The organism is Sphingobacterium sp. UT-1RO-CII-1 (assembly GCF_026711005.1).
In the GTDB taxonomy this organism is placed as follows: domain Bacteria; phylum Bacteroidota; class Bacteroidia; order Sphingobacteriales; family Sphingobacteriaceae; genus Sphingobacterium.
On record NZ_JAPPVJ010000006.1, the window covers coordinates 35,117 to 55,449 of the forward strand.

Genomic DNA, 20,333 nt, shown 5'->3' on the forward strand with positions numbered 1-20,333 from the left:
TTCGTAATGTGCATATACTTTTCCCCTATAAGCACATGCAACTGTTAGTAATTCTCTAAATTGGGGTTAGTTATTTTCAATCAATACGCTTTCTCCTTTCACATTGAACTTCAACTCGCTTATTTTTTCCAACGTTTTCAATACTGTTTCTAAACTCTGATTTTTAGAAAAAACACCAGAAACTCGCCTTTCTAACTTCCTATTACCCACATCTATTTTCACTCCATATGCTCTTTCTATCTTTTTTAGAGCGTCATATAGGCTTTCATCGAGTATATAGATATCACCATTTCTCCATCCGGAGGTGTACTCTATAGATTTTATTTTCTGCACAGTCGAGCCGCCATTCTCTTTGGTAATAAACTGATAACCTGGATCCAAAGAAATTGCAGAGTCTTTATTTTTTGTACCTCTGACATTTACTTTACCTGTTATTAAACTAGTTTTTGCTACAGAGGAGCTTTTATAGGCTTCAACATTAAACTCCGTCCCTAAGACCTGTACTATCTGAGGGTCAGTTTCTACTATAAACTCCCCAGCATCCTTTGTAACTTTAAAATAAGCTTCACCTTCTAGGAACACCTCTCTTCTATCCTTTTCAAAACGAGAAGGATAACGCAATGTCGAAGATGCATTCAACCAAACCTCCGTACCATCAACTAACTTAACTTTCAGTTGCTCTTTTGCAGGTGTCTTGATTTCATGCCAACTAATAACCGACTCTACTCCTAGTTCACCTTCTTTATATCTATATTCCAAAAAACCATCATTATCCAGATAAATACTATATAGCTCATTTTCGGTCACTAATCCGGTATCCAAATTATTTAAAGCTATACTTTCTCCATTTTCTAGACTTAAAACAGCCTTATCTAACTCTTCTACAAGAGTTAAACTTCTGTCATTAAAATCACCGTCTTGACCTATATATAAATAGAAAAAACTTGAAACAATCAACACTGCAGCTGCTGCAGCAATCCATAAACGTTTTACTCTATAACGATTTACCTTCTTTATATCAGTCATAATTTTGCTACGACTAATTTCAAAAGCTCCGTTTAACTCTTCCTCCCGCAAATCCACTCTTTCACTCGCTCGATATGCATGCAACCAAGAAAGCAATAAATTACGGTCAGCATCCGTCTCTTCATCATTAACAAAGCGATTACAAATCTCTTCAGCGTTCTCTTTTTTGCCTTTTTCTGTCATTTACTTAAAATCATGCTGTACACTAATAAAGTACCATCAAAAGAGAGCATAGGGTACTCTCCTCTTTTTTTATTTTACTACCACCATCAACAAAGTCATTATGCTATACAAATAGTCAAGAAAAAAGACGATTGTTCCGAATAAAAACACACAAAAACTGACTGAAAGCCCTAAATGAGCGACAGCAAAAATTTCACACTAAAAAAAAACTGTTATTTCAAATAATAAAGGATAATTGCAAACAGAGACTCTCCAAAGCGACTTCTTAAGACAGCCAAAGCTCTCTTCATGTGAGTAGCAACCGTATGATGTGAAATACCCAAACGCTCGGCTACTTCCATATTACTTAAATTTTCATAAAAACGGAGTTTAAAAACTTCACTCATTTTATCTGGGAGTGCATTAATTTCAACAAAAAGTGTTTCAAAAAATTCTTTCTCAAAAAGATCTTTCTCTAGCGTATTATCTGCTCCATCATAAAAAGCCATAAAAGACTCTTTGTACATCTGATTGTACTTTTCTTTTCTAATCTTATTAAGCACATTATTCAAAATAGATCGATACAAAAAAGCTTCTACACTTTCTGGCAAAAGTATTTCGGCTCTACGCTCCCACACACCTAAGAAAACTTCGTGCAATACATCCTGAGCTGCCTCCATATCATGTAGCCGCTTATAGGCATAGATCAATAAAGGCTTACCCATACGCTCATAAAGTTCGGCATAGGCCAAAGCGTCGCTAGATCTTACTCTATCGAATAACTCTCTGTTATCAACATGCTTAAGCATTACTTTTATCTTACGAATTAACGGTTGGGCGGTAAATATACAATAATTTAAAAAATTAGCAATAACATCACTATTTTATTTACAAATGAATAAACTGCTCATACTGCACATTATATCATTGGCTTTTTAGTAGTAGCTCACACCTCAAAGTGAAGATTAAATCAAACGCTCAAATTTCTCCTATATATATAAAGCTTGTAGCATTTTGCCTACACATTCCGTTATACCCGATAAACAAGGAATTATAACAACAGGAATTTCATTTTATTCCTTACCTTTGCACACGCTTAAAAAAAAGAAAAGAGATAAAACTTAAGTTTGGCAAGGAATTTGTTACAATACTCGTCGTTTGCCTTTTAAAACTATGCTTATGCAAAAACTTTACATAAATTACTCATCTATACCATATACTGTTCGTCTTTCAATGATGATGGTATTATTTTTCTTTATATCAATTGCATTAGTACTTTTTACAGCATTTTTAGAGTCTAGCCATAAAAAAAGAACAATTTACTCTAAACTTCAACAAATAGAAGAGCCCATCAACTGATGTAATACAACAAAGCGTGTCGAATAACATGCAGCACACTCACTTCTGTAGCTATAAATATCATCAATCATATTCCGAAAACTACCTCTAGCGTTCTACGCTACTTTCTTAACAATACCAATACACTCCTTGTAGCTATCTTCAGCACACATACGTTATACTATTGAAAACCGCAAAGTTTTCATACGTGTTAATTTGACTTATAGAAACCTTCAAACTATTAAAAGAAATGTATTGAAATTTACTTGATTACATATTTTTAGTAGGTTTGCAAAATAGGCTGAAATAAAAAAAGCACTGTAATATAAGATCTTTTTTATTTACAGACTAATAAAAAACTGTGTATTCGTAGTGGGAGACCATAATCCTACATTCTATAGATTCGATAAATAATAAATTGAAAAACAATTTAAACGATACAGCCGTAGATAAATTAAACCCCTCATGTTTTAAAGGAGTTTACGATACATATTGGCCTGTTCTTTATTTACATGCCTGTAAAATGCTACAAGATGAAGACGAAGCTAAAGATATTGTACAAGATCTATTTATCCATATATGGGAAAATAAAGAGCAAATCAACTTCAGCCAAATACGTCCCTACCTCTATGTTTCTCTACGAAATCGCATCATTAACCGATACGCACATGCTAAAGTAAAAGATCGCTATATCGACTCTATTAAACATCTTTCAGACCATCTACAGCTGCACCACCATGTGGAAGAAGCTCTACTATATAAAGAGTTAGAAAAAAATATCGAAGAAGGCATTAATCTCTTACCAGAACGTATGCAAGAAATCTTTAGGATGTCACGAGACGCACAACTTAGCCATTCTGAAATTGCCGAACATCTCAACATTAGCCCACACACTGTAAAAAAGACAATCAACAGAGCCCTAAAAGTGATTCGTTCAAAAATATCACTGTTAACTATACTTTTTTCATAAAATATACTTAATACGCAAACCTCCTTCGTTTCGACAAGTCTTTATCTCCTAAAAACCTAATATTTATAACATATTAAAATAATTTAAACTTTTACTGTCTACCAAACTCTTCTTATCCTGTACTATTATATATAGGTATACTATAACCAAATTAACTTTATGGATAAGAAGACTTTTGAAAGTTTATTAGATAAATATAAATCAGGGCAGTGCACCGCCGATGAAGAAAGGCTGATTCACTTATGGTATAATAAGTTTTCTGATATGCAACCGTCAGGCATGCCTCCTCTCTTATTGGAAAAGCGTTCCTCCGAGTCATGGGAAAAAATTAGTAAACAGATCACAAAACCGAAACGTATTCAACTTTGGCAAACCGCAGCTGCAGTCTTACTACTAGGGACCGTATCTACCTTACTTTATGTTTTTTCCACTCATCAAAATTGGAACAATCAGGCACAAGACTTTAGTCATGCTAATAGTCAACATATCACTCATGATAATAGTAGCGCACAACTACGCCTAGCAGACGGCACAATATTATCACTAGAAAAACAAGAAGATATTACTTTATTCACTGCCCTAAACAATCAGGCTAATACTGTTGTACAAGAGCTTACTGTGAGCACCTCTAAAGGAAGTAGTTTTCAACTGACCTTACCTGATGGCTCCACAGTATTATTAAGCCCATTATCTAAAATCAGCTTCCCATCGATTTTCACAGGAAATAAAAGACAAGTGGTATTAGAAGGGGAAGCATACTTCAACGTTGTGAAAAAACAGTTAAATAACAACCACGACCACCAAGGATTTGAAGTCATCAGCGGACAACAAACTGTTACTGTTTTGGGCACTAAGTTCAGCATTAGCTATCACCCTGAGGAGTCACAAACATTCACAACTCTAGAAGAGGGCTCTGTCCGAGTACAAAGTAACGAGTTACCTCACTTACACAGTCAAGTTCTAAAACCTGGTGAACAGGCGGCTTATTCCGCTACAGGGTTAGACGTATATCCTATTGATTTAGATTTAGCACTCGCTTGGAAGAATGGTGAGTTTGCTTTCTCTAATCAGTCTTTAGAGAAGCTCGTTCAGCAAATAAGCCTTTGGTATAATGTAGATTTCGAGTGGGTAAACACAAAAAACAAAAAAGAAACCTTCGAAGGTTTCTTTCCAAAAGAAAAAAGTATCACCGCTGTACTACAAGCTATTGAAAACACAGGCAAAGTGCAGTTTAAAATCAAAGACCGAACCATCTATATATTATAGTCCAAATAATAAGATCTTTTCACAAATGCCGTCTTTATATAATTCGGCTATTTGATTAAATAATAAATAATTACCAAACAATACAAATTTAATTAACTGACCTAATGACAAAAAGAAGTATTTTTTTTCAGTTGGTTTTACTGCTTACGCTCAACCTTTCTGGCACATTGGTTTCGGCACAAACAGTTAAAATAACAGAGACCACAACACAGATGACCACTGTTTTTAAAGAAATAAAAAAACAGACTGGCTACGGATTTGTATACAGCACTTCCGACCTTAAAAACAGTAAACCCATTCATATTTCAGCGGGTGAAAAAAATCTTGACGCTATTTTAAACGAAATTTTTAAGGATCAACCATTAACTTATACTATTAATGACAAATTAATCACTGTACGCTTAAAATCACAAAGCAAAGAAGTTGCTTCAGTTCCTGTTAACGACCAACAAAGCATTATAAATGTAAACGGTCGTGTTCTTGATAGTCACGGGCAACTTGTCAAAGGTGCTACCGTTCAAGTAAAAGGTCGTACTACGGGCACCGTTACAGATGTTGACGGACGTTTTACTCTCGAAAACATATCCTCAGGTAGTATTCTTCGGGTATCATTTGTTGGTTATGAACCTACAGATCTAATCGCTCGCGAACAAGTAGGTACTATTACATTAGTAGCTTCTGATTTCAATATCGAAGAAGTATCTGTTATGAACACCGGCTATTACCAAGCTCCTAAGGAGCGTGCCACAGGATCATTTACATATGTAGATCAAAAAACCATCGAACGCGGTGCTAGCACAAATATCTTACAACGCTTAGAAGGTTTAGCGAGTGGTCTTCAATTTACAAAAGCAGGAGCTACAAGCACCTCTGATATTCGTGTTCGCGGACTATCAACTCTTCAAGGGAATAAGCGTCCACTCATTGTCATCGACAATTTCCCTTACGAAGGTAACCTGTACAGCAAAAATAGCGGCGACGCTAGTAATGAAGTAGATTTAAGCTTTATCAATCCTAATGATGTTGAGAGCATCACCATTTTAAAAGACGCTGCTGCAGCTTCAATATGGGGAGCCAGAGCGGGCAACGGAGTCATTGTCATCACAACAAAAAGTGGACGTTTCGATCAAAAAAGTAGAGTCAATTTCTCTTACCGCACCACTATTGATCAGAAACCCAACCTCATGTACGACCGCGGTCGCATTAGTAGTGATGCTATGCTTGAAATCGAAAAAATACGATTTGACCGAAATAACTATGCAAGAGGCACAAATGTGACTATCATTCCCGAATATGCAGAATGGCTGCATAAATTCAATGACGGGGCAATTACGGCAACCGAGTTAGCAGATATGGAAAATGTTTTTAGAAACACAGAAGTTCGCGACGACATTCATAAGTATCTCTTGCAAACTGGCTTACAACAACAATACAATTTAGATCTGTCCGGAGGATCCTCCAAGTATGCCTATTATTTATCAGCAGGTTATAATCATGGTCGTTCCAATTGGATTGGTGACAACAGTAATCGTCTTAACTTAAGCACACAACACCGTATGCGACCGGTTAAAAACTTAGAAATCCTTGCCCGTGTCGATTATTCAGAAAACAAAACTAAAAACAACGCTATTACAACTTCCGACCTTACTAACGGTATGGGTATCGGACTTTCTCCTTATATGCGCTTAGTCGACGAACAAGGAAATCATCTACCTATCGTAAAAGACTACCGTAGTAGTTACAAAACAGAAGAGGAAGAGCTTGGTCTGCTTGACTGGAGCTATGTACCATTAAATGAGCAACGTTTAAAAAACAAAAAAACAAATGCGCGTGAAATTCGCTTCAATGCCGACATATCCTATTCTTTTTTAGACATGTTTAGGGCTAACATTACGTACTCACACACACAAGGTCAAAATGATAGCGAGGACTACTACGATAAAGACACGTATTATGTACGCAACCTTGTAAATAGATTTACGAACAATGACATGTTTCAACAGATTCCGTATGGAGATATACGGATTTTAGGAACGCCTTATGAGTCTCGTCAAAATAATGTTCGCGGTACATTACATTTTAATAATACTTTTTCTAACGATCATCATATCTCTGCTATAGCCGGAGCAGAAATTAGCGAGGGTATCCGCTCTGCAACAGGCGGACACTACTATTACAATTATAATAAAGAAACAGGTCAAGGTGAGACTGCCTTAAACTACAATACAAACTATCCTGTAAGACCCTCCGGTAATGTCACCATACCAAGTCAATTCCCGATCAACAATGCCAAATTCACTGACAGGTATCTTTCCTATTTTGGAAATGCAAGCTATACCTATCAGGACAAATACGTAGCCAGCGCTTCTCTACGCTGGGATGCGTCCAACTTGTTTGGTGTAAAAACCAATCAAAAAGGGACTCCTCTGTGGTCGCTAGGTGGGGTTTGGCATATGCATAATGAAGACTTTTATAATGTAGACTGGTTACCAGAACTAAGCCTTCGCGCCACTTACGGAAGCGCTGGAAACGTTTATAAAGACATTAGCCATTTTGCCACAATACGTTACAACACGCAGCGTCCAGTCGAGACACCTCAGGGAACAATCATGAGTGCGGGCAACCCATCCCTACGTTGGGAAAAAGTTTCCACAACTAATTTAGCTCTTGATTTTTCTGCACTTTCACACCGTATCCGAGGTTCATTTGATTATTATATTAAAAATGCTACAGATTTAATTGGTGAAGACTATCTAGCTCCTAGTACCGGTATTATCACAGGCGGTACAGCGGCCAATAGTAAACTCATCAACTATGCGAGTATGCGCACACATGGTTTAGACTTGACCATCAATACAAAAAACCTAGTGGGGTCATTTCAATGGAATAGTACAGTTCTTTTCAGCATCTCTAAAAATAAAATCACCGATGTATATACCAATCCCAATGCAAGGATAGAATCATATTACAGTACTCCGCCCGCACCCATTTCTGGTGTCAGTCGCGACCTTATGTACTCTATTCCTTGGACAGGTTTAGATCCTGAAACTGGCTACCCCATTTACTACATGCCTAATGGCGATCGAGTAACAAATTTCCCTACCTACCAAAAGGAACTAAAAGTGGAAATGCTCAACAAATCTGGAGTTAGTGTTGACCCATACTTTGGCTCTGTTCGTAATGATTTCACTTGGAAAAATATAGACTTGAGTTTTCTCATCACTTGGAAATCAGGAAGTGTATTCCGTAGAAGCTCCATCTATTCAGGAGCCGAATTTAACGGAACCTACCACCAAGATTATTACAAAAGATGGGAGAAGCCAGGCGATGAAAAATTCACTCACGTACCTGCTTATGCAGAAACATTTGATGCAAGCGCTTCTACTACTTACAATTTTTCCGAGATACTTATTACACGTGGCGATCTTATTCGCTTAAATGATATCACTTTAGGGTATACACTCAATAAAAGATTTTTCCCACGTCTACCTTTCCAATCTATTCGCTTAACAGCTCAGGCTAATAACTTAGGCTTAATCTGGAAATCCAATAAACACGACATTGACCCTGACTTTGCCAATTCTGCCTTTGTCACACCAAAAAGTTTTTCTTTTGGTCTTCATGTCAACATGTAACATATAAATACAACTAACATATCATGAAATTTCATATATATATCATCAGTTTACTTATCCTTAGCAGCAGCTGCGGAGATAGTTTCCTAGACGTCAAGCGTGACATAACCCAAGTCATACCTAAAAACATTGAAGACTACCAGTCCCTGTTAGATAAGTTTGGCGTAATAAATGATAAAGCCTCAATTTCACTAGGTCTTGTTGGCGCTGCTGAATACACCTTAACTGATAAAGCATTGACAACTTGGCGATCCATGATGCCTTACGAAATCACGGGCTATCTATGGGAGGAAGAAATTTTTGACGGCTATGAGTCTACCGACTGGAATAATGCCTATCATCGTATTCTTTATGCCAATATGGCTTTAGAGGTTAAAGACATTACACCGACTCCTAATCAACAAAATGCTTGGGACAACGTAGTTGGAGGCGCACATTTTATTCGAGCTTACAGTTATTACCAACTGGCTCAATTATTTTGTAAACCTTACGACCATACAACTGCAGGACATGATCTTGGCGTACCATTAAAAAAGAACAGAGACGTTACTGAAAAGTTAAGCCGCTCAACAGTAAAAGAAGTTTACGATTTAATAATTGATGACCTTGAGAAATCCTATCAGTTCTTACCTGAACGATCTAGTTCTGTAATCAGGCCTCAAAAAACAAGTGCCGCGGTACTACTCACCCGTGCCTATATGCAAATGGGCGATTATAAAAATGCGCTAAAATATGCTGAAATTGCTTACAAGTCGCCGCAACAATTACAACACTACAGCTACATCAACCCTGCTCATGGTGGTTTCCCTACAGACTATGGTTCCAGCAACCCCGAAGTGATTTTTTATAGTGCTATTAACAAGCCTAGTAGTACTTACACAGATACCGACGCTTCTAAAGAGATAATCAATCTTTATGAACATGATGATTTACGTTTTAACGTTTTTTTTCACCCAACTCAGGATGGCAGATTAGAGTTTAAAGGTTCCTTTGCTGGCCTCTACAATAATTTCGCAGGTATATCATCAGGAGAAATCTATTTAAATTATGCAGAATGTTTAACTCGTAATGAACAAATTTCCCAAGGCAATGAGATACTCAATGAATTGCGAAAAATGCGTTTTACAACAAACAGCTTTAAAGCTGTCAATAAACAGAACTCTACAGACTTACTGAAATATATATTTGAAGAGAGGCGTAGAGAACTATACTTCAAAGGTCTAGCTTGGGAAGATTATCGCCGTTTTAACAAAGAAGGTAAAATCTTGACAACACTCAAGCGTGAAGCTTATGATAAAGTTTATACCCTTGAGCCAAATACCAATCGTTGGGTTTGGCCTTTACCTGACAATGAAGTAGAACTTAATAAATATCAACAGAATCCTAGATAAACATCTTATATGTCAGATAATATCTTTAAAATCACAAGCCTATCTCATCGCTACAGTAGCGATTGGGCTATTCGTGATATTAATTTCGAAATCAATAAAAAAGGTATTTTAGGTTTGCTCGGCTCCAATGGTGCCGGCAAATCTACTACTATGAATATTCTTTGTGGCGTCCTTAACCAAACAGAAGGGAATGTTCTTATCAAAGGTATAGATATTCGCAAAAACCCTAAAGAAGCTAAGAAATTGATCGGTTTCCTTCCTCAACACCCTCCTCTTCACTTAGAGCTAACAGTTGATGAATACCTAACACACGCAGCCTACTTACGCCGTATTCCGAAGGTTGATATTCGTTCTTCCGTAGAGAAAGCCAAAGCACGTTGTGGCGTTGCCCATTTTAGTGATCGCTTATTAAAAAATCTATCGGGCGGATATAGGCAACGTGTAGGTATAGCCCAAGCTATTATTCACGAGCCTGAGCTTGTCGTACTTGACGAACCTACGAACGGATTAGATCCCAATCAAATCATTGAGGTACGAAAGCTTATTCGAGAAATTGCAGAAGAACGTGCGGTTATTTTCTCTTCACATATTCTCCATGAAGTACAACTACTTTGCCGAGATATCATTATGATCGAAAAAGGTAAAGTTGTTTTTGCAGACAGTATGGATGCTTTCAACAATTACATTGAACCCAATGGTATACATGTATGGATGAAAACCCCACCTACAGACGAAGTACTACTAGCGATACCCGGTATAGAAAAAATCGATCGTCAATCCGATCATATACTCATATTACAAACAGATCGTACACCAGAAGTCAACGACTACATTGTTGAAGAAAGCGTCCGGAACAACTGGGGGCTTCGAGAAATAACACCTTTCAAAAGCTCTCTAGACGACATCTTTAAACAGCTTTCTTCACATTCTTAAATACATTAGATACTATATTACTATGCGCGTCATATTCAGAATTGCAAGACTAGAGCTTGCTTCACTATTCTTCTCACCTATCGCATGGTTGATACTTTTAGTCTTTGCTGTACAATTCGGACTTGCTTTTACAGGCAAGCTTGAAATATACGCAGCACAAAAAGCTTTAGGCTATAATACGGTCAACTTAAGCGAATACATTTTCTCTCATGGACAGAGTCCCGGACTATTTTTAACAGTGCAATCTCAGCTTTATCTATTTGTCCCCCTCTTAACTATGGGACTTATCAGCAGAGAGCTACAAAGTGGATCAATCAAACTTCTGCTTTCATCTCCTGTCAGTACTGCCGAAATTATCTTAGGAAAATACCTGGGCATACTCTTATATGGCTGCTTACTTTTTATCCTTCTGCTAGCTTATGTATTAACTGCATGGACCATTATACCCAAGTTCGAAATCACGTGGATGCTAACCGCCCTTCTAGGTCTATTTCTCCTTTACGCTGCATACGCCGCTATCGGACTTTTCCTATCAAGCCTCACCTCCTATCAGGTTGTAGCTGCTATTAGCACCCTAGTTTTACTCACATTTCTACATTATATTGGTAGTCTATGGCAGGATATTGACTTTGCTCGACATATTGCCACTTTCTTCTCTGTGGGTGGCAAAGCAAATAGTCTCATTGCCGGTTTAGTAAGAAGCAAGGATATCATCTACTTCTTAATTGTCATTATACTATTTTTAGGTTTAACAATTCTAAAATTAGAAACGGCACGTTCTTCTGTAAGTAGCAGTAATAAGGTTTTACTTTACGTTTCTTTCACTGCAATATGCTTTACAGTTGGCTATTTAAGTTCACTACCTCATCTCACTTACTATGCAGATGTAACTTCACAAAAAACAAGAACCCTGACTAAAACTGGTCAAGAAATTGTCAAAGACTTAAAAGAGCCTTTAACCATTACTACCTACGTCAATCTACTTGATAAAGACTATAATATAGGCTCTAAAAAACAAAGAAATGTTGACCTCAGCAGATTTGAACAGTATCAGCGCTTCCTGCCTGATATGAAAATGGAATATGTTTATTATTACGACACAGCAGAAAACAATGCATTGTTCGGTAATAAAATAAACAAAGGACTCAACCTTGATCAGGTAGCTCATAATGTCGCTGAAACCTACTCCTTAAATATCAACAGCTTTCTAAAGCCATCGGAAATAAAAGAAAAAATTGACTTAGTTCCCGAAGGGAATCGAATGGTACGCGTACTTGAAAGCGGAGGCAAGAAAACGTTTTTAAGATTGTATAATGATTATTTTAAGCATCCAGGAGAGCCAAACATACTTGCCTCACTAAAAAACTTACAGATTGGGCCTAGTAAAATAGCCTTTATAGGCGGTTATGATACACGAGGCATCGACAATAATAACGAACGTGGCTACCGTCAATCAACTAGTGACATCACCCAACGAAATGCCTTAATCAATATAGGCTTTGAATCCAGCACACTCTATCTTGATCAAGAGACTATTCCTAACGATATTGCGACCCTTGTATTAGCAGATCCTAGACAAGCACTTAGCTCTTTAGCAGAAGAGAAAGTTATCAATTACTTAGAAAAAGGCGGAAATCTATTAATCCTCGCCGAGCCCGAACAACATAAATACTTAACAAACATACTTGATTATTTAGGTATTCGTTTCGACCAAGGAACGATGGTACAAGATCATGAAGAAATTGCTGCAAGTGTAGTTTATGGAAAACTAACAGCGCCAGCAGCAAAAATGGGTAACACTTTTAGCAAAGGTCTTTTAGATACTCTTTTCAAAGCTGTTATGATTAGCCCAGGTCATCTTATTGCCGAACCAAAGAATGATTTTACTCCTTTTCCTATTTTACAGGTAAACGAGGAAAACTCTTGGTTAAAATATAAACGCTTAGATAGTGATTCTTTGCGTGTTCAATTCAACCCACAAGATGGCGATAAAAAAACAATAGGTATAGCTGCAATGGGCCTAACTCGTACAGTCAATGCTAAGGAGCAAAAAATCGCCGTACTAGCTGATGCAGATTTTGTAAGTAATATTGAACTGGGCACCTTTCGTAAAACACAAGGCAACAACAATACGCAAGTCTATTCAGGATTATTCGAATGGTTCAGCAATTCAGAGTATCCCATTATACTCGATGTTATTATGCCTGTGGACAATGAAATTACCATAGACAACAATAGTGCACGTCGCATTAAATACGCATACGTATACATACTTCCAATGTTGATTTTCATTGGTGGTATAAGTGTACTTACATTTCGAAAAAGAAAATAACAAAAACAGTCCTGCAGTTATGTTGCAGGACTGTTTTTCAAACCTTAAAAACACCTATTTCAAAGGGCTCAGTTTAACCTCATCTACAAGTTTTCCTTCTAAATCCACAACCTTGAAAGAAGCATGAGATTTTGTCAAAGATACTTTTAACAGATTATTGTTTGAATTAACAATTACTGGGAAACTATGCACTTCATTCTCTTTTACAATCATATGTTTATGCAGGTGTCCACTCAACATAATTTGAGCACCAGACTCGTTTAACAAAGGAACGAATTTCTTTGCAATATCCTCTTCACCATGCCACCCTCCAAAAGGAGGCATATGACAAATAATTACTTTATACTTAGCATTTTTATAAGTATCCTTCTGCAACTCATCTTTCAACCACTCTGCTTGATCCGTTCGGTATTGATCCATATCCACAATACCACTGTATTCAATATCGGAATCTGGTTTATCCTCTCCACAGTCTAAAACAATAAAACTAGCATCTCCTACAGTAAAGCTATAATACAACTTACCAGAGCTTGTTGGAAAATACTTACTATAGTCAAAAGCAAAGGGGCCTCTGGTTTCGTGATTACCCCGCGCATAATACATTGGTATCTCACTTGCAAAAAGAGCAGTTGCTGTATCCATAAACCCTCCAAACATTTGCTCCTCACTCAACAGATTATCTACCATATCGCCATTAAATACAATAAAATCTGTTGTTTTTAAATCAACCTGTTTTACCATAGACTTCAAGATATTATTACGCCCATGTATATCATTAACAACAGCAAAATTAACTTCCTCTTGTTTCCCGTTCGTCTTAAACTTCAAAGGTTCTTGCCTATATACTCCCGTGGCAGCTGTACTACCGTATATTACTTTGGTTCCTTCATGTTGCAACACTTCTTGCACATAAACTCGGTAGCGATATGTAGTATTGGGGCTTAAATTTTTCAATTTTACTTCATGCAAAGTACCAACAGATTTAAACCCATCCTTCGATGCAAAAAACTTAGCCCGTTCCTCCTTATAAAAATGGCTACCATCATCATCTGCAAGCTCTACCCAAGCAATAGCAGGTTTATTACTTGTCCACACAATAGACACACTATTTTCTGTAAGCCCTTGCAAATAGGGCATATGGCTTATCTTAATAGTTTCTTGCCCGCGGACAGTAATAGACAATAAACTAAAAACAGACAGTAAGAACAGTAAAAATTTTCTAAACATATTATAGGTTTTAATTTAAAAATTCAAAAGTTGCTACATGAGGTATATGGTCAGAGGCTTTCTCTTCCTTCAATGCTTCAGATCCCTTAAAATCTAACACCTCTTTAACCTTATTATTATAAGCAAAAAAATCAATCGCTCGTTTTGGATTACTAGTAGGACTCGTTAGTGGGCACCCACCCGCTACGCACGACAAAGTAAAAGATTCCTGCAATTTAATCATTTCTTCGCTAGTTGGTATTGCATTAAAATCACCACCTATAATTAGTGGAGCATTTAAATTCATCTCAATTTCTTTAATTCTCTGCACCTGTGCAATTCTATTTGGTATATTTAAATCTAGATGGGTAGACCCAAAATATAATTCCTGATCATTAGGCAACTTCACCTTCGCTAAAGCTAAACTCCTTTGCTCCCCATCTTTAACCATTGGCAAATCAAACCTCTCTACAGATATCAAAGGGTGTTTACTAAACAGCGCTACACCATATTCTCCACCATTATAATCAATTGATTTCGAAAAATATCCTTTCATATTTAATAATTGCTCCAATTCAGCAATTTGATCCACATTTCCAGAACGAGCTATAAAACGATCCAGCTCTTGCAGCGCTACCAAATCTGCTTTACTTCTTAATATAACATCAGCAATATCTTTTAAATTGACTTCTTCGGAACTTTGCGGCGCACCATGATGAATATTATAAGTAATCATGATTAACTCTCCCTTCTTTATTTCTACATCTTTAAATTTCCATGCAGAAAAAGACAGGCTCAGTACAACAGTAGCCAAAGCACATAAAAAGGCTATATTTCTTTTCATTAAGATCATACTTGTTAAATATATACTAAAAAAACGATTCCCATACTATTAATTATAATACGGGAATCTCAATATTTCTGATCTTATCTTAATTTTGCCATTTTGGATTTTGATCCAAATTTTTATTAAGCTCCAATTGATCTATTGGTAAAGGATATAGATAGTCTCTATCTTCATTAAATATTTTCTTGATATGTGCATTCACAATAACATTTCCACTTTTCCCATTTTCAAGAACAATTTCAGAATCTAATTTCAAAAGCTGAATTCCAGATGCAGTAGGCTTATCTCCTTCATATATCCAAACATCATCTTTACCGTCACCATCTAAATCAAACTTCCCTGCTCCAGGAAAGTACATCCCCTTAAACTGTCTCGTCACTAAAGCCCCTGCTTTCCATCTCAATATATCATCCCATCTAAATGACTCCATAACTAACTCTATTCGACGTTCTCGACGAATCTCTAAAATAACACCTTTAAATGCACCTAATACATTTGGGTAATTGGCAGCTAAATAAGCATCGGGTTTTGTATTGGCAGCTGACAGGCTCATATTTGGCATTCCTACACGATCCCTTAAAGACTTAATAGAGAGATCAATATCAGCCTGTGATAAAGTCCCTAACTCAGCCTTAGCTTCGGCATAATTTAATAAGACTTCCGCATAACGAAACACAGGCATATCATTCTCTGACCGATTATAATTATCATACTTCACATCCCCCACGTATTTAATCAATTGATAACCTGTCACTGAATTCCCAAAATTAGGCGCAACCGCTTGAGCCCCCCCAATTCGTCTATATCCAGGCGTCCGTATCGTCTGACTTAATCGAGGGTCTCTATCTTTTACCTCATCAACAAACATCATCGTTTTATAATTCGCTTTATCTGTAAAACGACTTCCGTCAGCCATCAAATAAGAGTCTACTAAGTTTTTATCAAGCCCTGGCTTTCCATACGATGCTGTTATCGTATAATAATTTACATTATGCCATATTTGAAGCGCATCAGAAAATTTCCTTGCCAATATCACTTCTTGCGGAATACTATTAACGGATTGGAATAAATCTGCATACGATTCCTTTCCTTTACCCTCATATATACTATAACGTTTACTAGCGATTACCTCATGGGCTGCTGCTACTGCTTGTTCTAATAATTTAGTAGCCCCATCAATTCCCAAATTCGCATGATATTTACGAAAAGTCCCCTCAAACAATGCTACTCTTGACTTTAGTGCTAACGCAGTCCATTTCGTTACTTTTTCGTCACTCACACCATCGGAAAGATTTGTAATAGCAAAATCCAAGTCTCTAAGAATAGAATCAGTTATCAAAATGCGTGAATCTCTTTTCTTCATTAACAAATCCTCATCTGCTGTTCCTAACGTAGTATTATACCAAGGCACATCTCCAAAGCGTTTCAATTTGTCGAAATAAAAATATGCTCTGAAAAATTTAGCTTCTGCAACATAAGGAGCCACCACATTTGCTGGCAATGTATTGGATGCATTTTCTAAAAAATAATTAATATTTCTCAAATCGGACCATGACCAACCGCCACCTGACACAGGAACTTGACGTTTACCGGTCAATTCATCACCTAGGGTTGTTTTTACAACATTGTCCACAGACTCATTATACACTCCTTCAGCTGATGGTAACACATCATAAAATGACTTTGTAAAAAGAGCCAAGTCCTTTTCTGTTTTAAAAGACGCATCTGGTGAAATATCAGATTCAGGCGAACGGTCTAAAAAATCTTTGTTGCAGCCTAGTAGCAAGAAGCTTACTGCTGTACAGATATATAATATATTTTTCATTGTTTAAAAAGTTAAATCGATACCAAAAGAAATCGTTTTCGAATAAGGATAGGCTCTACCATTAGCCTCTTGTGCAGCTTGTTCAGGGTCAATATAATCTGATTTCAATTTAGTTGCTGTCCATAAATTTTCTCCCGAAGCAAAGATCCTAGCATTAGCCAGCTTAATTGGTTTCAAAATACGTTGTGGTAATGTGTAGCCGACAGTCAAATTTTTCAATCGGATATAAGCCAAATCTTGCAAATAACGATCTGATTTCACATTTAATGATCCTCTATCATTTAACGCAATGTAACCACGCATTAAAGGAAAGTAAGCATCCTTATTTTCTGGAGTCCACACATCTGCCTCAAAATCTTTCGGTACAAATGAATAATACGGACGAGAATAAGGACCCCAAAACTTATCAGCATTCGCTCCTGGCCACCAATGCTGCCTGCCTATCCCTTGAAAAAAAGCAGATACATCAATACCTTGCCAGCTAGCCCCCAAATTAATTCCAAATGTATACCGCGCTCTATTATTTCCTATAATTATCTGATCTCCCGGATCATTTAATGTATTCTTACCTGCATCCACAATTCCATCTCCATCAACATCCACAAATTTCAAATCACCTGCTTGCAATCGAGACCAGTCTCCTGGCGCAGCTAAACGTTGCTTATCAACATAATCCTGATTAATTTTCCAACCTGCAGCTTCTTCATCAGAATTAAAGAAACCATCCGTTTTATATCCCCATATTTCTCCAAGTGTTTGCCCTACATAATAATTACTTAACAATTGCTCTTTATTGTCAAATCTCGTAATTTCTGCCTTAGAATCAGACAGTCCAAGACCGACATTGTAGGTCATCGGTTTACCTGCAACCGTGAATTGATCTCTCCAAGCCATTGATAACTCCCAACCTTTATTTTTCAAATCTCCCGCATTTGTTTTAGGAGATGCAGCACCAAAGACTGCGGGCAGTGTTTTCCCTGGAATCAGCATATCCAAGGTCTCTCTTATAAAATAATCAAAGGAGGTTGTTAATCTTCTTGAGGCAAATTCCATATCAAGTCCAAAATTTAAGGTATTAGTACGCTCCCAAGTTAAATCAGGTGATATGGGTGTTGGCACTTTTAAGTATTGTGTTTTTGTACCATTCGTGATATAATTTGAATTACCTGTATTTAACAAAGGTATATAACCGTATTCAGCAGCCTCTTGGGCATTTCCCAAAGCTCCATATGACACTCTAAACTTAGCTTCATTCACATGTGCTTTAATTGGTTCCATAAACGACTCTTCCATCAATCGCCATCCTGCAGAGAAAGATGGAAAGAACCCATAGCGTTTATTTTTTGGAAATTTTGACGTCCCATCATAACGACCATTAACTTCCACTAAGTATTTATCTTTAAAGTTGTAGTTGACCCTTCCAAAAAAGCCTTGAAGTGCCCATGTTCGTGCGCCTCCGTATAACTCCATTTGTCCCGTTCCCAAAGCAAAATCGTTCAAATCTTCAGACAATAAATTATTATGTCTTCCTCCTATTCTACCATATACATTAAGCTCCTGATTATAACCTGCTGTAGCACCAAAATTATGATCACCTACGCTTTTATTATAGTTTGCAAATAAGTTTAAAGAGTGTCGCCTATTCGTCACCATGTTCTCTGTATACTGATCATTTCCCAAGTAGCTAATTTCTCCCGGAAAAATAGACCAAGGTGCCATAGTCCTTCTATTAAAGGTATTTATTGGGTTATATGTAAACGTATAATTTCCCGTAACCGTTAAGTCCTGTGTAATACTTACAACTCCTTCTAAAAGGTTAATAAACTCATATTCCTTTTCTCCGCCTTTTGATTTACCATGCAGTAAATCTGCCATTATACCATCACCTATATTATAATTATTCAACTCCGTTCGATAAGTAGCTGTCCCATCTGGGTTTTGTGCTACATAAGATGGTAATGCATGTACAGTTGTTGAGATAAAGTTATTATTAGCATCAGAACTTGAATTCCAGCCAGGATAAGTATAATTTTGATAATTCAGTTGGGTATTGTTACTGATTTTTAACCAATCGGTAACTTTTGCATTCAACCTAGAACGCAAGTTATACGAGTTAAACTTATCTTGATTTACTTTCATTAATCCACCCTTTTCGTATAAGCGTCCCGAGACATAGTAATCAATTTTTTCGCTCCCTCCTGAAAAAGTCAAGGCATGCTCCATAGAGTTTTGGCGTTTTCTATAAAAAGTATTCCACCAATCAGTATTCCCATAATAGACATACTGGTCCTTGCCATTTCTATTTTGTACAGTAACCCAAGGTAAAGAAGGATCATTCTTACGCTTCAATAACTCCGCATAATCCTCTTCTGTATAACCTGTATAACTATTCCCTGTTGCTCTGATAAAAGCTTCATCGTTTAGTCTTGCAGCATCATACCCACTTGTCATAAAATCGGTATTTACAGTCAGCCCAGCGCTACCAAAATTGTTACTATAATTAATGGTCATTTGCCCCTCTTTCCCCTTCTTGGTCGTAACAAGCATTACCCCAAAAGCTCCCCTCGCACCATATATTGCAGCAGCAGAAGCATCTTTTAGTACAGAGATCGACTCTATATCTTTAGGGTTAATTGTATTAATATTTCCAGGCACTCCATCAATTAACACTAAAGGCGCAGCATTCGCCGAGTTAATGGAAGCAAAACCTCTAATATTAACTTTCCCCCCTCCTCCTGGACGACCATTCGTAAAGTTAATATTTAAGTTAGGGACAGCTCCTTGCAAAGCCTGAGTAGCGTTAGACACGGGGCGGTCTTCCAAAATTTTAGAATCAATCTGTGCCACAGCACCTGTCAAATTAACTTTCTTTTGCGTACCATAACCAACAACAACAACTTCCTCCAAATCATTGTTATCCGACATAGTTACAACGATATTTCTCGATTCATTCACCTTAAAATCTAGCGTTGTATATCCTACACAAGAAATAGTCAAAACAACACCTGCTTGTAAGTCATGTTTTAAACTAAACATTCCATCAGCATCAGTTGTGGTTATTTTTGTTGTACCTTTAACTGATACAGTTGCATGAGAAATTGCATTTCCACTTGCATCGATCACTCTACCAGACAACGTCTCATTCTCTTGCAAACTGAGAAATTCCAGTTTAGCCCCTTCAAAGGGAGAGGCTAATACATTACTAGCGAAACAAGCCCCCGCCAATAAAAATACAGGTATAATTTTTTTCATAAAAATGAATTAATAAGTTGTGAGTTCGTAAAATTCAAGCTACTATATTGAAGCTTTTTGGTCGGTTCTAAATTCATACTACGGCTATTAAAACATGGGCAAAGCTACCGTTGTAATATAACCTTAGTGTTAATAGTTTATTTACTTTTT

The 20,333-nt window shown here is 37.0% G+C and carries 12 protein-coding genes; 6 read left to right on the plus strand and 6 right to left on the minus strand.

Annotation, left to right across the window (positions count from 1 at the left end; all coding sequences use genetic code 11):
* Nucleotides 1-66: 66 nt before the first annotated feature.
* Both ORI89_RS13840 and ORI89_RS13845 read right to left on the minus strand, forming a co-directional pair.
* Complete coding sequence (locus ORI89_RS13840; RefSeq protein ID WP_268231090.1) at nt 67-1,209, minus strand: FecR family protein; 1,143 nt, start codon at nt 1,207-1,209, stop codon at nt 67-69.
* A 212-nt stretch (nt 1,210-1,421) separates the two neighbouring features.
* A complete protein-coding gene (locus ORI89_RS13845) occupies nt 1,422-1,997 on the minus strand; it encodes an RNA polymerase sigma factor (RefSeq protein WP_268231091.1) in 576 nt (191 codons plus the stop codon).
* Between the two features lie 947 nt (nt 1,998-2,944).
* Between ORI89_RS13845 and ORI89_RS13850 the strand changes: the two genes are divergently transcribed.
* The 6 genes from ORI89_RS13850 (at nt 2,945) to ORI89_RS13875 (ending at nt 13,053) form a co-directional block, all read left to right on the plus strand.
* Nucleotides 2,945-3,496 carry an RNA polymerase sigma-70 factor gene (locus ORI89_RS13850; RefSeq protein ID WP_268231092.1) on the plus strand — a complete coding sequence of 184 codons (552 nt, stop codon included), beginning with the start codon at nt 2,945-2,947 and terminating at the stop codon, nt 3,494-3,496.
* 159 nt (nt 3,497-3,655) lie between these two features.
* Nucleotides 3,656-4,762 (plus strand): FecR family protein, encoded by a 1,107-nt coding sequence (locus ORI89_RS13855; RefSeq protein ID WP_268231093.1) that lies wholly within the window; start codon nt 3,656-3,658, stop codon nt 4,760-4,762.
* 104 nt (nt 4,763-4,866) lie between these two features.
* Nucleotides 4,867-8,397: a SusC/RagA family TonB-linked outer membrane protein gene (locus ORI89_RS13860; protein ID WP_268231094.1), complete on the plus strand. Its 3,531-nt coding sequence runs from the start codon at nt 4,867-4,869 to the stop codon at nt 8,395-8,397.
* 23 nt (nt 8,398-8,420) lie between these two features.
* Nucleotides 8,421-9,788, plus strand: a complete 1,368-nt coding sequence (locus tag ORI89_RS13865) for a RagB/SusD family nutrient uptake outer membrane protein (protein WP_268231095.1) — start codon at nt 8,421-8,423, stop codon at nt 9,786-9,788.
* Nucleotides 9,789-9,797: 9 nt separating this feature from the next.
* The gene (locus tag ORI89_RS13870; RefSeq protein ID WP_268231096.1) at nt 9,798-10,721 is read left to right on the plus strand and encodes an ABC transporter ATP-binding protein; all 924 of its coding nucleotides are present in this window, start codon (nt 9,798-9,800) and stop codon (nt 10,719-10,721) included.
* Between the two features lie 22 nt (nt 10,722-10,743).
* Nucleotides 10,744-13,053 carry a Gldg family protein gene (locus tag ORI89_RS13875; RefSeq protein WP_268231097.1) on the plus strand — a complete coding sequence of 770 codons (2,310 nt, stop codon included), beginning with the start codon at nt 10,744-10,746 and terminating at the stop codon, nt 13,051-13,053.
* 54 nt (nt 13,054-13,107) lie between these two features.
* Here the strand turns inward: ORI89_RS13875 and ORI89_RS13880 are convergent, their stop codons facing one another.
* From ORI89_RS13880 to ORI89_RS13895, 4 genes are all read right to left on the minus strand, one after another.
* Nucleotides 13,108-14,280 carry a purple acid phosphatase family protein gene (locus ORI89_RS13880; protein ID WP_268231098.1) on the minus strand — a complete coding sequence of 391 codons (1,173 nt, stop codon included), beginning with the start codon at nt 14,278-14,280 and terminating at the stop codon, nt 13,108-13,110.
* Nucleotides 14,281-14,290: 10 nt separating this feature from the next.
* Nucleotides 14,291-15,103, minus strand: coding sequence for an endonuclease/exonuclease/phosphatase family protein (locus ORI89_RS13885; protein ID WP_268231099.1), 813 nt, complete (start codon nt 15,101-15,103; stop codon nt 14,291-14,293).
* Nucleotides 15,104-15,191: 88 nt separating this feature from the next.
* Nucleotides 15,192-16,931, minus strand: coding sequence for a RagB/SusD family nutrient uptake outer membrane protein (locus ORI89_RS13890; protein WP_268231100.1), 1,740 nt, complete (start codon nt 16,929-16,931; stop codon nt 15,192-15,194).
* A 3-nt stretch (nt 16,932-16,934) separates the two neighbouring features.
* The gene (locus ORI89_RS13895; RefSeq protein ID WP_268231101.1) at nt 16,935-20,183 is read right to left on the minus strand and encodes a SusC/RagA family TonB-linked outer membrane protein; all 3,249 of its coding nucleotides are present in this window, start codon (nt 20,181-20,183) and stop codon (nt 16,935-16,937) included.
* Nucleotides 20,184-20,333 lie beyond the last annotated feature (150 nt).